Origin of the sequence: Rathayibacter sp. AY2B5 (assembly GCF_002931645.1) — a bacterium.
GTDB lineage: Bacteria > Actinomycetota > Actinomycetes > Actinomycetales > Microbacteriaceae > Rathayibacter.
In genome coordinates, this window is the sequence record NZ_PSUE01000019.1 from 22,063 (window position 1) to 35,283 (window position 13,221).

Genomic DNA, 13,221 nt, shown 5'->3' on the forward strand with positions numbered 1-13,221 from the left:
AAAGGCCCATCTGATGCATCTCGTCGCTATCGGCGGCAGCGACGCGGGGATCTCCGCCGCGCTGCGCGCCCGCGAGCTCGACCCGTCCGTCGACGTGACCGTCGTCGTCGCCGACTCGTACCCGAACTTCTCCATCTGCGGGATCCCGTACTACTTCTCCCGCGAGGTGCAGCCATGGCAGTCGCTTGCGCACCGCAGCCACGCCGATCTCGAAGCCACCGGCATGACCCTGCGCCTGGACACCTTCGCGACGGACATCGACGTCGCCGGGCAGCAGCTCACCGTCCGCACCCCCGACTGCTCGCTCGACCGGATCGGGTACGACGAGCTGATCGTCGGCACCGGCGCCCTCGCCTCCTCCGCCGGCATCGCGGGAGTGGACGCACTGGGGCCGGAGGACGGAGTGCACGTGCTGCACTCGATGGGCGACACCTTCGCGCTCGAGCGGTTCCTCGACAGTCGAGACCCGCAGACCGCGATCATCGTCGGCGCCGGCTACGTCGGCCTCGAGATGGCCGAAGCCCTCACCGTCCGCGGCCTCCGAGTCACCCAGCTCCAGCGCGGCCCGGAAGTGCTCTCCACCCTCGACCCCGAACTCGGCGCCCTCGTCCACACCGAACTGACCGAGCGCGGCGTCGAGATTCTCACCCGCACCACCGTCGCCTCGATCGAGAAGACCGCCACCGGCCTCGCCGTGCACGCCGACCACGACGGCACACCTCTCACCCGCACCGCTGACGTCGTCCTCCTCGTCGTCGGCGTGAAGCCGAACACCGACCTGCTCGCCCGCGCCGGAGCGTCTCTCGGCGCCGGCCGCGCGGTCGTCGTCGACGAGGCGATGCGCACGGGCCTGCCGCACGTGTTCGCGGCAGGCGACGGAGTGACCACGCACCACCGTCTGCTCGGCAGCACCTACCTGCCGCTGGGCACCACGGCCCACAAGCAGGGACGGGTGGCCGGCGAGAACGCTCTCGGCGGCGATGCCCGGTTCGCCGGCTCGGTCGGCACGCAGGTCGTGAAGGTCTTCGACCTCGTCGCCTCCCGCACCGGCCTTCGCGAGCACGAGGCCCTCGCCGCGGGCTTCGCGCCGGCGACGACGAGCGCGGTCGCGGACGACCACAAGCGCTACTACCCGGGCGCGCAGCCCATCACGATCCGCATCACCGGCGACACCCGCGACGGACGTCTGCTCGGCGCGCAGCTCGTCGGACGCCTCGGCACCGAGACCGCCAAGCGCGTCGACACGTACGCGACCGCCCTGTTCGCCGGGCTCACCGTCGAGCAGGTCTCCGACCTCGACCTCTCCTACACACCCCCGCTCGGCTCCCCCTGGGACGCCGTGCAGATCGCCACCCAGACCTGGACCCGCACCACCACCGGAAGCAGCATCCCCGCATGACCGAGAAGCCCACCGTCCTCTTCCTCTGCCAGCACAACGCCGGCCGCTCCCAACTCGGCGCAGGCCTGCTCGAAGTCCTCGCCGGCGACCGCTACACCGCCACCTCCGCCGGTCTCTCCCCCGCCGAGACGGTGAACCCCGCGATCGCTGCGACCGTCGCCGAGCTCGGCCTCGACATCAGGAACCACATCCCCCGCGCCGTCACCGTCGAGGACCTCGAGAACGCGGACATCGTCATCACCATGAAGCCCGGCCTCACCCTCCCCGCAACGCCGACCGGCCGATTCCTGGAGTGGAAGTTCCCCGACCCGACCGACTGGAGCACCGAGAACGTCCGCCCCCTCCGCGAGGCCGTCGCCGCCCGGATCCAGACCGAACTCCTCACCTAGACGCGTCAGGCGGCCGCAAGGGCGATGGTGGGTCTGCTCCTCGATGGCGACTCTGGACCCTGCTGCAGAAGCGGGGTGACGGGATCGTTCGGCCGGGGCGGGGTGGGGTTGAAGGTCGTCTGGTCACGGAAGATCGCCCAGATGACGTTCATACGGCGCCGGGCGAGAGCGATCAGAGCCTGCTTGTGCGACTTCCCCTCCTGGCGTTTCCGATCGTAGAACGAGCGCGAGACCGGGCAGTTCCTCGACGCGATGAACGCCGCCTGGAAGCAGGCGTTCAACAGCCGCCGGTCATAGCGACGTGGCCGGTGATGGTTGCCGGAGATCTTCCCGGAGTCCCGCGGCACGGGAGCGAGACCCGCGAAGCTGGCCAACCGGTCGGGCGTCTCGAACGCGGCGAGGTCAGTACCGGTCGCGGCAAGGAAATCCGCGGCGAGCCTGCGCCCGAACCCAGGAATCGACACCAGAAGATCCGCGGATCTGCTGTCCTGCAAAGCGGCTTCGATCTCCCCGTCGAGCTCGGCGACCTCGTCGCGGATGCGGAGGAGATCACGCGCGGACCGGCTCACCAGCCGAGCCGCTGCCCCCTCCCCCACGACGACCGATGTCTGCTCGCGCGCGGCTTCCACCGCCGTCTTCGCGACCGCCGCGGATTTCCAGCAGCCCTGTCCCTTCAACCACGCCGCCAGCCGGCTCTCCCCCATGCGCCGGATCGCACCGGGGGTCGCGTACCGGGTGAGCAGCACCAGAGGTCCCCTGGTCGTCGCGTAGTTGAATGCCCCCTCGAGCGACGGAAAGTAGTGGACCAGGATGGCGCGCAGGCGATTCACGGCGCGGGTGCGATCGTGCACCAGGTCTTCTCGTCGCGCCGAGAGCAGGCGCAGTTCCGCCGTGACCTCGTCGGCCTGGCGCATCAGCGTCACGTCTCGCCGGGTCCGCGCTTGGTCGGCGATGATGACCGCGTCCTTCGCGTCTGTTTTGGCTTCGCCGCGGTAGGCGCCCGAGGCGTGATGCACGACGCGGCCCGAGATGTAGAACAGCGGCTGCGCATGCGAGTGCAGGAGCGTCTGCAGCAGCCCTGTCCCGCCGTGGTTGAGGTCCGTTGCCCAGGCGACGTCGGTGCCGCCTGGCAGGGAGGCGACGTCTCCCATCAGGGTCAGGATCGCCGTTTCTCGGTTCTTGAACCGTTGGGAGAGCAGCTTGGTTCCGTTGGCGTCGATGACGACGCAGTGGTGTTCGGTCTTGCCGGCGTCGATACCGGCCCAGAGTTGGGGCACGCAGGGTCCTTCCGTTGAGGGTGCGGTGCGCCGTGAACGACCTTGCCGGCATGTCCTTACGGGGCGATCTGGTCGCGTTTCTCAATGAGCGGTCCTGCCGTTGCGGGGTCCCGGGCGGCTAATCACGGCGTGCCATCAGTCGGCTGAAGGCGGTCAGCCATACCCGGGACCCCTGGCGCGTTCCGGAGCCTACAACTGCCCCGGATCCACGGAAATAACGGTAAGGAAGGCGGTTCTCCGCCCTAGCAACCGGAGGGCGCAGTGCAACCCGCAGGGCGGCGGTGGAGAGAGTTTCGGCGCGATGTGAGGGAGCAAAGCTCCCGCGTGCCGAAAGTCTCGGAGGAGCCGGTGGCGCAGCCACTTGAACGGAGCCCGTAGGTAGCTACGACCGCAGCGAAGCGGAGGGAGCCGCCGAAGGCTTCACGGCAAAAAAGGGTGTGAGCCCGTAGGGCGACCAACGGCGGCCGGCGCAGCCGGGCGACCTCCTGGCGGCGCTCCGTCGCCGCTGCACGAGCGCAGCTCGCGCCCGCCTTGTCATAGCCGGACCGCCCGCGGCCGCCGATGTCACGATGTGTCCATGAGAGAACGCACGGTGATAGCGGTCGTCACCTCGAGCGTGACGGAAGAACCGGACATCACCCTCGACGGACGTCCCATCGGGGATTTCGTGACCGACGACGATCCGGAGGGTACGGGTGACGTCTTCACGGCTCCCTGGGGCGAGTGGCATCCGTTCCTCCTCTCGCTTCTCGGAGAAGGACCATCGGTCGTCACGGCCATGCTTCCTGGCCGGATCGCGCTGGCCAGCTGCGCGTCCTGCGGCGACTCCAGCTGCGGCATCCTCTTCAGCGCAGAACTCCTGCGCAGCGACGAGATCGTCCAGTGGAAAGACTCCCGCTGGGAGTCAGAGACTCTTCGACCGCTTCCACCTCCATCAACGTTTCTCGGCCGGCTCAGCCGGCGGCTTGGCTTCGGCGTGACCGACGAGTTCGCCGGATGGTGTCCGAACGGAGAGCTTGTTCGTACCCTCACCTTCGAGAGGGAGCAGTACGACGGCGCAATACGCGAGGCACTGCGTCTGACGTGACCCGCAGTGACACGAGCGCAGCTCGTGCCTCCCGGAACGGGAATCCTGGGGAGTGTGAGGGGCCCGCCCCTCACGAGCTACCTACCTAGGTATCTAGGTAGGTAGCTCGCAACCGTTCAGCTCGCGGCGGCCGCCTCGGTGGCGGCGGTACGGGCTGCCTCGACTTCGGCGGCGGTGTGGTGTCCCTGCACGTCGGCGTAGTTCACCTTGTAGGGGCGGGTTCCGTCGTTCCAGTCGAGCGCGACGGTCACGCTCTTGGGGTTCACGCGGGTTACGACGTGCCAGCCGAACCGGTGCTTGATCAGGTCGCCCTTGGCGATCGTGTCGCGGCTGTGGATCGTGACCTCTCCGGCGGCGGCCTGCGCCTCGCGGACCGCGGTCCAGTAGGCGTGCTCGTCCTCGAGCTGCGCCCGCTGGGTCAGCAGTCGCTCCCGGTAGGCACCGGTCGCGGGGCTGGTCGTCTCGATGTACCCGCCGCCGAAGTTGTGCGAGCTGCCCTCGATCTTCCGGCTGTACCCGCGAATGTCGGTTGCGATCCGGTCGATGCGGCGGGCGACCATTCCGGGCGCGTAGCGGTGATCGGTGATCTTGGCTGCGACGTCGGCGCGGGCACGGGCGCGGGTGGCTTCGCGGTCGGCCTCGACGCTGCGGCCCATCGCGGCATCCGCCTTGGCGATCGCGTTGCGGTGCCGGTTCTCGGAGTGGTGGCCGATCTTGATCGGCTCGCCTCCCTCGGGGAGCCGGTCGAGTGCGCGGCGCGCGGCCGTGTCGGCGTTGTCCGCGTCCGCGGCGCGCCGGTCGGCCTTCGCGTCGAGCGCGTCGACGCGGGCGGCCTGGCGCTCGGTCTTGTCCGCCTCGACCTCGGCAGTGGGCCGGAACGTCTCGTCAGCGTCGATCGTGACCTCGTGGCCGGCCTCGCGCAGCGCGGTCGCGGCACGGTTGATGGTCCACCACTTCGGGAGGCGGTCGCGGGATTGCGGGACGTACCAGGCGCCGATGGAGCGGCCCCAGCGCCAGCCGTTCGCCTTGAGGATCTCGGCGGTGCCGTCGCCGCGGCTGGTGCCCTCGATGATCGTTCCGGCCTCGGGGGTGTGGGTGATGGTGAGCATGTCGGTTCTCCTTCTAGGGTCGATGATCAGTCGTTGGCGAGGTAGTCGGCGGGCGTCTCGCTGCGGTCGTGCAGCGAGTAGGCGGCGGGGTACAGGTCGAGCGCTCGGGCGACCGCGACCGGCACGACGACATAGGCACCGGAAGCCGTGTAGCCGATGCGATCCGCGGGCAGCGGCGCGACGGGCTCGAAGTGCTGCAACGTCACCCCGGCCACCGCGCGACCACCGCTGCGGGTGACCAGGCGCACGGCGGGCGTCTGCTCGGTCACCGGGTCGTTGCCACCGGCGCCGACGATGACCACCTGACGCGCGGTCCGGCTGATGCCCTCCGCCCCGGGGCCGTGGTACTCGCCCTTGATGACCTCGGTACGGGTGCCGCGCTGCTGGCTCATGGTGTGTCTCCCTCTGGCTGATCGTTTTTCTTTGCCTCTCCGGCGGGGAAGACCGTTTGAGTGGAGGCGGCGGAGTGACGCCGATCACGGGCGAAATAAGCCCGCAGGGCGCGTCTGGGATCGGTGGCACGCAGCCGCTGGAGCGAAATAGGTTGAAACCGCGGAGAGGTGAAGAAAACGCAGGGGAATGGGCCGCGCAGCGGCCTCCCTCCCCCGGCATCGCCGGTGCCGCATCTAGCGGCCCCCGGAACGGGTAGCGGAAGAACGATCAGCAGCGCCCTACGGTGGGCGCATGCCTCCGCGACGCGCCCTCCGTCGCACGGATCGACGCCGGTTCTCGGGCCTGGTCTCACTCTCGGCCGTTGTGGCACTGCTCTCGGGATGCGTCGGTGACGTCCCCGGCCCTTCACCGACCTCGTCAGTCGTCTCCGCAGCGCGAGTGGATACCCGTCCGCTGTTCGATGAGGCGATGGCAGTGAGCATCACGCCGGGTGTGCGCGAGGTGGCGCGCGCGACAGAGGACTGGTGCTTCTCAGAGGGAGGAGGGAACCAGCTCTTCGGATCGGCGTCTGAGCTCTCGACCGTCTGTCTCTTCGGCGGCGGAATCGTGTTCGCTCTGAACGACACCGACCAGCAGGCGGCAGCCGCTGCCGTGGATGAGTTCCTCGCCACCAACGACATGTTCGGCCCGGGAGGAACGGTCGTTGACTCCCTCGTCGGGGTCGACCTAATGCAGGGCGGCGAACTCACCGGCGGCGGCGGGCGCAACCTCCCCGGGGGAGGTGCTCAGGGAGCGGCGACCGTGCGTTGGACACTCGTAGCCGCCTCCCGCTTCCAGGTCAGCGGCCTCCCGTTGTCTGAGGGGTTTAATCGCCAGTCCTACGAGGGAACGATCACGGAGTCGACTCCCGCAGAAGTGAGCGCGACGGGTGCCTCGTTCGTCCTGACCGTCCACATCTCCTGGCGGTACTTCTCGGGCAAGCGTGCCTAGCCTCCCTCCCCCGATTTCGCCGGTACCGCATCTAGCGACCCCCGGAACGGGTAGAGGAAGAGCGCAAGCTGCTGACGGGCGCCGCCGGCAGTGGGTCTAACGGCTTCGGTCGCCGCGGTCCGGCGCCTGCGTCGGCGTCGTGGTGGGGAAGCTGCGGGTGACGGTCGCTCGTGCTTGTGCGAGGGCCGTGTCGATTAGGGGTTCTCCGAACGCGGTGCGCGACTTATCGACGTCGAGCGTGCGCGGCTGCCCTTCGGCGGAGGTGCTGTAGCGCCGGTAGCGCATAACGGTCAGTCCGGTGTCGGCCAGCTGCTCGGCGGCGACCTCGGGGAGGGAGCGGCCGCCGGGGGCCGGCGTAGACGCCGCGGGCGTACTCGCTGGGCACCCATCGGCCACCGAGCTCGTCGGCGCCGTCGAGGGCGCGTTCGTAGGACTGCTGCCAGCGGCCGGCGATCCGCGACTCCGACAGCTCGAACGGGACCTCCACGTCGATGACCTCGACGCTGTAGCCGACGGATCCGAGTCGCTGCCCCAGCTCGACGGCCTTCTCAGGCGAGGAGAGCACGGTGTCGATCACGACGTTCAGCCCGTCCCGCACCGCTTCGTTGCGGACGCGGATCGCGAGCTGCGAGGACTCCTCGTGCACGAGGGAGGCCAGCTCGAGCGGGAAGAACCGCTCCCCCGCCGCCTCAGCGGCGCGAACCTCGGACGGCATGATCGCGCGGTCGTAGCTGCCGTCCTTGATCGCCTCCGTGAGCAGGGCGCGCTTGAACTCGTCCGCGTCAACGGTGAACGCCGCGGTCGGCGCCGAGCACGTCCGCGAGCACGGTCGACTTCCCGGCCCCGGGCGGGCCAGCGAGGATGATCGCCTTCCGCTCCGCGCGGACGTCGGGGAACTCGTCGCGGTAGGCGGCGACCAGGCGGCGACCAGGCGGTCGTGCAACTGCCGCCGCGCGGCGCGCGGCCGATCCACGCCGTCAGGTTCGCGGACGAACCAGTCGCGGTTATTGACCGTCGCCCGATCGCTGGTAGGGCTCAGCGGGCCACCGGCCCGAGCCCACTCGCGCACCGTCTCGCAGTGCGCGGCGATCGCTGACGAGTCCTCGCCCGTCACCGACCTTGCTCGCTGTAGCGAGTCAGGATCTCGTCGTACATCTCCGCGTCGATCAGGTGCTCACTGAACGCGCGCCCGACGTCCTCGAACTCCCCCGCGTCCGCGGTCGTCCAGTCGAAGCCGTCGCTGGGCGAGCCGGGTCGATAGGACCAGCGGCCGAGCTCATCGATGGTCTGCTCGCGCGTCAGCTCGCCCGCGTCGTAACGCTGGGCTATTTCGTACGTGGTCGCGCCGGAGAAGCCGGGGCGCACGTCCGGCACAGCGGCCGCGGACTTCAAAGCACTGTTCACGGAGGGCTGAGAGATACCGATCAGACGCGCGAGCTGCCTCTGCGTGGTGTCCTGCGCGGCCCGGCGCAGCTCCCGCAGGTACGACACTCTCGTCACGACCTGACGGCTGCGCAGCCGGCGAACGGTGTCCCCATCGGGCATCTGAGCGATCGCCATGGCAACCACCTCCTATAGATCATTCTATCAAAGGACCGTCACGGTCTGTGAAAAGACCCAAGCGGAGGGCGTGCTCAAGGATGGCGGCCGTGGACGTCTCCCCCAAGTCTGTTACTTACAGACCAACAGACTTCCGAATCTCGGCCTCTGACCCGCCCGCGATCTGATCACGTCTCTCGAGAAGAAGATCGATCGCCACTCGGATGAGGGTGTTCTCCGTGATTCGCTCGGTCCCGGCGGGCCTGGTTCGCGTGAGTCGACGCGCGTGCGCAGTCAGCGCGGTGTACTGATCGTCTCGGATCTTCGCTTCTTTCCTGGCGAAGGACCGGTAGCCGGCTCCCTCAACCGGGTCCTGTCGAGTTGCAGAGGCGTCGTCTTCCACTCCCGGCGACTTCGACGGCTGAAGAGGCTTCACCACCTCTGGGGATGCTTCGGGGGGAGTGAGAGACAGATCCGCCTGAGGCGGCGTAGACAGCATTGCGCTGAGGTCCTGACGGGCCATTAGGAGCTCCTCGTGGTCGAGTGCGCCCAGATGGAGGTGAGCTCCAGGGCGACTGCGTTGTAGTCGTAGATCGCATTGGCGGTTTGCCTGGTGTCGGGGTACTGCGTCACAACGTCTCCGGTGAGCGGCGAATCGCTGATCGATTTGTACTGTCGGATGTGTTGCTTGAAGCGAGGGAGCTTGAGGGTTACATCCACGAGATTGACCCAGTCTTCGAGGAGGTTCGGTACACGCATGTCCACCTTGCCGAGCAGGACTCGGTACGGAACATCGCGCGGCTCGATGAGCTTGCTGATCGTGTTGCGCGTCGGATCGACAGCAAGCGCTTCTGGAACCATGGGCACGATGGCGAAGTCGGAGACATCGAGAACGGCACCGAGGATCGCCGTATCAGTCAGGTTCCCTGGTGTATCTACGAAGACCACGTCGTACGGCAGCTCCCGCAGGCGTGTGAGCGTGTTGGGGTCGGTGTTCTCCGCGAAGTCGAAGGGCAGCCGCTCCCCCGCCCGAGCCGCCCACATGGTGGTCGACTGTTGGGGGTCGACGTCGACCACGAGCACTCGCGCGTTCTTGGCGGCGACGGCCGCAAGGTTCATCAGACTCGTCGTCTTCCCGACCCCGCCTTTCTGATTTGCCAGGGACACGATGCGCATGGATGCTCCTCTCACTTCCCTAGTTACAGACTACCAAAGTTCGGCTCAAGATCCCAAACTTCGGAAGTCTGTAACTTACGAAGTACGTGGTCGACCGCTACCCTCAATGGTCCGAGTTGCACGTGGTCGCCCTCCGAGCAGCGCTGGGCCATCGACAGATGCTTGCGACGCAGCTCTCTTCTAACGCTTGAGCTCGGTTCGTTCCACTAGGTCCAGGTGGCACGCGGAACTTCCCCGCTGCCGCTTCCGGCAACTTCGGCCGTCAGCTAAGTCTGTGATCTACAGAATTACAAAGTCTGTAACTCTGTAGATCGGTCCTCTTCCGTCTCCCTGACGCACTGAGCTCCCGTCTTACGAAGTGACTTACAGAGTTCGTGATTCTGAAACTTACAGACGACGGCACGGTAACGTGGGAACAAAGTTACAGACTTTGGATTTTTGGATCTTCCGAAGTTTGGAAGTCACACCGCAATGTGGTTCACGTCTCCGTACGCCTGCAGCTGCGGTCAGTGCGCGAACGCCGTCGCCAGTTCGCCCCAAGGGGTTGTGGAGCGTCGGGAGAGCGCGCCGCGCTTCATCGTCCGGACGGGTCCCTTGGGGATCCCGGCGAGTCCGACGCCGACAGCGGAGCGGCCGTGGCGCTTGGTCACGGCATCGATGGTCGCGCCGAGGCCCTTGGTGTCGAGGGCGGGGTCGAAGACGTCGAGGAAGTCGTGGGAGTTCTTGGGGGAGAGGTTGGTGAGGATGACGCTTGCGCTGTTCCGAGCGCACGGTGGAGGTGGTGGAGGCAGACGGTGACGACGCCCCAGATCTGGAGGTCGCTGAGCTCGGGGACGAGGATCGACGAGTACTCGGAGTTCTCGGCCCGCAGGATGACGCCGCCGGGGGAGAGTTCGAGGCGTTTGACGGTGAGTTCGCCGTCGAGGATCGCGACGACGACGTTGCCGTGCTTGGGGGAGAGGGAGCGATCGACCACCAGTTCGTCGCCGTCGCTGATGCCGGCGCCGATCATGCTCTCCCCGGAGACGCGGACGATGAAGGTCGACGTCTTGTCGCGGATGAGGTGGTCGTTGAGGTCGAGGGAGCCGTCGAAGTAGTCCTGCGCAGGGGAGGGGAACCCAGCGGCTACCGCGTCGCCGGCGACGAGGAATGCGATCGCCACGGCGTCCAGCGCCGGAGTCGAGATCCGCTCCACGATCGTCACACTCATCTCGATACCTCCTATTGTGTTCGAACATCTGTTCGATGTAGGTCGAGTGTAAGTCGGAGGGTCCGACAGCGCTCCTGGGCACCAATGGTTCGGCCGCTGGGTGGAGCCGTCTCGGGCGCGTCGAGCTCGTCGGGAATCCATGTCGACGTCGAGGGGCAACGTCGGGGCTAGGCAGCGGTGGAGGACCACCAGAGCGATCCGGGAGCGAGCATGCCGGTGCGTCCCCAGTGCAGCGCCTCGCGGTGATCGCCGCGGCCGGCGGCGTCGCGGGGGTAGAGCGGCCAGATGCGCTCACCGGGAGTGGTGTCCTCGAACAGGGGTCGGCTCGACACGTGTCGGCGTCGTGGGCGTTGCCTGGGGGAGGAGGAGCGGTGGGTCAGTTCGGCTTGCCACCAGGCCCAGACCTCGCGCTCGACGTCGTAGCGGTGGGCGCGATCTGCGAGGGCTCCGTCGACGCCGAGGATGCGAGCTGCGGCAGTGCGGAGGTCGCGCTTGGCGCGGGTCCACCCGGTCGTGTGCTTGATGATCAGCCGGTGTGTGCGTAGGCGGGAGAGAGCAGTGGCGGCGGTGCGGGTGGTGACTCCGAGCAGCGTGGCGGCGGCGTCGAGGGCGAGGGTCCCTTCGCGACGCAGCAGAGCGTAGGTCTTTCCTGCCAGGTGTCCCAGGCCAGCGCGAGTGAAGAGATCGTGCCGGGTGTCGGTGAGGTCTACTTCGAGCATGGTGAGGAGCATGGTTCGTTCGGTGAAGATCGGACCGGGGGGGCGGGGGTTATTAATGGATGTGGCCGGACCTTGCAGTGAGCCTGTGGAGAAGTGTTCGGACAATCGCCATTCGCTGGCGTTCGAGCCGTCCGCGCGGACGGCGAGCTGCACGTAGCCGTCTTCGCGGAGAGTCCGCAGGGCGCTGGCCGCGGTGGTGCGGCCCAGGCCCGCGAGGAGGGCGAGGTCTCGGATGGACGCGGCGACGGTGCGCTTGCCGGTGTGCAGGGTCAGGTAGGCCAGCGCGGTGAGAATCGTCTTCTCCGACGTCGCCCGCTCACTCCGGCCCCACCGGCCCGGGCTCACCCGGAACCGCTCGAGGAGAGCGCTGACGGAGCCGACGAGGCTCTCCAGCTCCACCAGGTCGCCCGGCTCGCGCTCGGACGGGAGAACGGCGTGCAGCGCCGCGTACTGGAGCGCCTTCTGCCACTGCCGCGTCAGGCGCTCGGCCGCTTCGTCCCGCGAGCGCGGACGGCGGTGGCCGCGACCGGTGTTCTTGGTCCGGAAGTGCTCCATCCCGGGAGCGGTCCGCGCGGCGTGCTCGACGTCGGTCAAGGACCAGCCGGCGTGCGCCGCGGAGAGCAGACACATGAACGCCGTCCACGACGGATTCGCGCCGCCACCCGCCGTCGCCATGTGCCCGGCGCCGGCAGCGCTGAGCTGGCGGTGCGCCCGATGCGCAGTCGTCGCGGCGACCGGGGGAGCGGCGTCGACAGACCGGGGCGGGCGGGACGCTTGCAGCGCAGTAGTCACGGACTCGACCGCGGCCACGGTGACGGTCGCGTCCAGCAGCTCCTCCACGCGGCCGCGGAGAACGCTCGAGAAACTGCCGTCGCGGTGCGGGGACAGCGGCGGTCGAGCGGCGCCGGTGCGGGGGTTGCAGAGCATCCCGTGATCCAGCGTGCGGAAGTTCGCGCGAGCAGCGATCGCCAACTGAGCCACCAACTCGGCCGGCGCACCCTCGGCGAGTGCGATCCACAGGTGCCGGCCGCCGGTCCCTGAGGACTGGCACACCAGGTGGGCCACATGGTGCGCGTCCAGAACGGCGGAGAGCGCGTCGCAGTCGTCTGCGGCCTGCTCCATGAGGTCGGCGTCGACGCCGTGGGAGTCCTTGCCGTCGAAGTCGAAGCAGAGCAGCCGGAACGTGCCTGTGTCGTCCGCAAGGTAGACCGCCCAGGGAGTGCTCGGGGCGACTGGAGAAATCAGGAACGCCATGGGATACGCGTTCTCATCCACGCGCCCGTAGGCGTCGCGGCGCATCGTCCGGACAGTGCCGCGCGGGCTCAGCCGACGCGTCAGGGACCATGCGTCACCGCCGAGCGTCGACGAGCTGCTACGGCGCGCCGAAAGATCCATCATTGAATCTCTCAGCCCGTCGTGTAATCTTTCGGGCATAGAGAAGCCTCCCGTGAGGGTGGTGACTTGATTAGCTCGGACCCGTTGCTTTGGTCGGTGTCGGGGTACGAGCTACGAAACTTGGTGAGGCCCGCTTCGGCGGGCCTCCTTCGTTTAAGCGGCGGAGATGTGCGCCTCCTGGTCGATATCGAACGTCGGTGCCAGCACGGGCAGGCGCCCGGTGGAGTCGCGGAGCTGATCTGCCAGAAGCTCGAAGTACAGCGAGCGGGAGACGCCTGAGGCCTTGGCGGCGCCGTCGACGTCGTCCTTCAGCACGTGAGGCATCTGAAACTCGACGGGCACGGTGACGGCGCCGTTGCGCGCGCGTCGCTTCTGCTTGATCGGAGCCATGCCACCAGAGTGGTGATTTAACCCCGGGATTGTGCGCGCCACGCCGCGCGTAGGGCGGATCAATCCCGGGATTAGGCGCGATTGCTGCCGAGGGACAGGGGCGTCAGCCCAAGTCGCGCCGTGACGGCCACTACCTGCCGGGGCATGA

General features: G+C 68.0%; 14 protein-coding genes and 1 pseudogene. 4 read left to right on the plus strand and 11 right to left on the minus strand.

Going from position 1 to position 13,221, the window contains the following annotated elements:
* The first annotated feature begins 13 nt into the window (after positions 1-13).
* Together C5C30_RS12290 and C5C30_RS12295 are read left to right on the plus strand one after the other, a co-directional pair.
* Positions 14-1,399 carry an FAD-dependent oxidoreductase gene (locus C5C30_RS12290; RefSeq protein WP_104333822.1) on the plus strand — a complete coding sequence of 462 codons (1,386 nt, stop codon included), beginning with the start codon at positions 14-16 and terminating at the stop codon, positions 1,397-1,399.
* On the plus strand, positions 1,396-1,788 hold the full coding sequence (locus tag C5C30_RS12295) for a low molecular weight phosphatase family protein (protein WP_055794495.1): 393 nt from the start codon (positions 1,396-1,398) through the stop codon (positions 1,786-1,788). Before C5C30_RS12290 ends, C5C30_RS12295 begins: the two co-directional genes overlap by 4 nt.
* 5 nt (positions 1,789-1,793) lie before the next feature.
* Here the strand turns inward: C5C30_RS12295 and C5C30_RS12300 are convergent, their stop codons facing one another.
* On the minus strand, positions 1,794-3,065 hold the full coding sequence (locus C5C30_RS12300) for an IS110 family transposase (protein WP_258065931.1): 1,272 nt from the start codon (positions 3,063-3,065) through the stop codon (positions 1,794-1,796).
* A 577-nt stretch (positions 3,066-3,642) separates the two neighbouring features.
* Here C5C30_RS12300 and C5C30_RS12305 point away from each other — a divergent pair.
* The gene (locus C5C30_RS12305; protein ID WP_104333823.1) at positions 3,643-4,152 is read left to right on the plus strand and encodes a hypothetical protein; all 510 of its coding nucleotides are present in this window, start codon (positions 3,643-3,645) and stop codon (positions 4,150-4,152) included.
* A 116-nt stretch (positions 4,153-4,268) separates the two neighbouring features.
* Here C5C30_RS12305 and C5C30_RS12310 read toward each other — a convergent pair whose 3' ends face one another.
* Together C5C30_RS12310 and C5C30_RS12315 are read right to left on the minus strand one after the other, a co-directional pair.
* Complete coding sequence (locus C5C30_RS12310; protein WP_104333824.1) at positions 4,269-5,261, minus strand: DUF3560 domain-containing protein; 993 nt, start codon at positions 5,259-5,261, stop codon at positions 4,269-4,271.
* Positions 5,262-5,287: 26 nt separating this feature from the next.
* Complete coding sequence (locus C5C30_RS12315; RefSeq protein WP_104333825.1) at positions 5,288-5,653, minus strand: hypothetical protein; 366 nt, start codon at positions 5,651-5,653, stop codon at positions 5,288-5,290.
* A 469-nt stretch (positions 5,654-6,122) separates the two neighbouring features.
* On the opposite strand from C5C30_RS12315, the gene C5C30_RS12320 reads away from it, so the two are divergent.
* The gene (locus C5C30_RS12320; protein WP_104247894.1) at positions 6,123-6,644 is read left to right on the plus strand and encodes a hypothetical protein; all 522 of its coding nucleotides are present in this window, start codon (positions 6,123-6,125) and stop codon (positions 6,642-6,644) included.
* A gap of 223 nt (positions 6,645-6,867) precedes the next feature.
* Here C5C30_RS12320 and C5C30_RS17360 read toward each other — a convergent pair whose 3' ends face one another.
* The 8 genes and pseudogenes from C5C30_RS17360 to C5C30_RS12360 form a co-directional block, all read right to left on the minus strand.
* The gene (locus C5C30_RS17360) at positions 6,868-7,359 is read right to left on the minus strand and encodes a zeta toxin family protein (RefSeq protein ID WP_146081532.1); all 492 of its coding nucleotides are present in this window, start codon (positions 7,357-7,359) and stop codon (positions 6,868-6,870) included.
* 395 nt (positions 7,360-7,754) lie between these two features.
* Complete coding sequence (locus C5C30_RS12330; RefSeq protein ID WP_104333827.1) at positions 7,755-8,204, minus strand: winged helix-turn-helix domain-containing protein; 450 nt, start codon at positions 8,202-8,204, stop codon at positions 7,755-7,757.
* A 115-nt stretch (positions 8,205-8,319) separates the two neighbouring features.
* Complete coding sequence (locus tag C5C30_RS17910) at positions 8,320-8,706, minus strand: hypothetical protein (RefSeq protein ID WP_219827800.1); 387 nt, start codon at positions 8,704-8,706, stop codon at positions 8,320-8,322.
* The gene (locus C5C30_RS12340) at positions 8,706-9,359 is read right to left on the minus strand and encodes a ParA family protein (protein ID WP_104333828.1); all 654 of its coding nucleotides are present in this window, start codon (positions 9,357-9,359) and stop codon (positions 8,706-8,708) included. The genes C5C30_RS17910 and C5C30_RS12340 overlap by 1 nt, the downstream gene beginning before the upstream one ends.
* A 506-nt stretch (positions 9,360-9,865) precedes the next feature.
* On the minus strand, positions 9,866-10,009 hold the full coding sequence (locus C5C30_RS18235) for a DUF4113 domain-containing protein (RefSeq protein ID WP_181131559.1): 144 nt from the start codon (positions 10,007-10,009) through the stop codon (positions 9,866-9,868).
* A 125-nt stretch (positions 10,010-10,134) separates the two neighbouring features.
* Positions 10,135-10,569, minus strand: a pseudogene (locus tag C5C30_RS12350) (LexA family protein); the annotation flags it as partial.
* Positions 10,570-10,736: 167 nt separating this feature from the next.
* Positions 10,737-12,587, minus strand: coding sequence for a hypothetical protein (locus C5C30_RS12355; protein ID WP_146081533.1), 1,851 nt, complete (start codon positions 12,585-12,587; stop codon positions 10,737-10,739).
* Positions 12,588-12,836: 249 nt separating this feature from the next.
* On the minus strand, positions 12,837-13,073 hold the full coding sequence (locus C5C30_RS12360; protein ID WP_056045669.1) for a hypothetical protein: 237 nt from the start codon (positions 13,071-13,073) through the stop codon (positions 12,837-12,839).
* Positions 13,074-13,221 lie beyond the last annotated feature (148 nt).

What these genes read in the sequence shown, in the direction of transcription:
- C5C30_RS12330 (WP_104333827.1), bottom strand. Translation starts at nt 8,204, where the DNA reads ATGGCGATCGCTCAGATGCCCGATGGGGACACCGTTCGCCGGCTGCGC.
- C5C30_RS12295 (WP_055794495.1), top strand. Translation starts at nt 1,396, where the DNA reads ATGACCGAGAAGCCCACCGTCCTCTTCCTCTGCCAGCACAACGCCGGC.
- C5C30_RS12320 (WP_104247894.1), top strand. Translation starts at nt 6,123, where the DNA reads ATGGCAGTGAGCATCACGCCGGGTGTGCGCGAGGTGGCGCGCGCGACA.
- C5C30_RS12355 (WP_146081533.1), bottom strand. Translation starts at nt 12,587, where the DNA reads ATGCGCCGCGACGCCTACGGGCGCGTGGATGAGAACGCGTATCCCATG.
- C5C30_RS12340 (WP_104333828.1), bottom strand. Translation starts at nt 9,359, where the DNA reads ATGCGCATCGTGTCCCTGGCAAATCAGAAAGGCGGGGTCGGGAAGACG.
- C5C30_RS17360 (WP_146081532.1), bottom strand. Translation starts at nt 7,359, where the DNA reads ATGCCGTCCGAGGTTCGCGCCGCTGAGGCGGCGGGGGAGCGGTTCTTC.
- C5C30_RS12310 (WP_104333824.1), bottom strand. Translation starts at nt 5,261, where the DNA reads ATGCTCACCATCACCCACACCCCCGAGGCCGGAACGATCATCGAGGGC.
- C5C30_RS12360 (WP_056045669.1), bottom strand. Translation starts at nt 13,073, where the DNA reads ATGGCTCCGATCAAGCAGAAGCGACGCGCGCGCAACGGCGCCGTCACC.
- C5C30_RS12315 (WP_104333825.1), bottom strand. Translation starts at nt 5,653, where the DNA reads ATGAGCCAGCAGCGCGGCACCCGTACCGAGGTCATCAAGGGCGAGTAC.
- C5C30_RS12305 (WP_104333823.1), top strand. Translation starts at nt 3,643, where the DNA reads ATGAGAGAACGCACGGTGATAGCGGTCGTCACCTCGAGCGTGACGGAA.
- C5C30_RS12290 (WP_104333822.1), top strand. Translation starts at nt 14, where the DNA reads ATGCATCTCGTCGCTATCGGCGGCAGCGACGCGGGGATCTCCGCCGCG.
- C5C30_RS17910 (WP_219827800.1), bottom strand. Translation starts at nt 8,706, where the DNA reads ATGGCCCGTCAGGACCTCAGCGCAATGCTGTCTACGCCGCCTCAGGCG.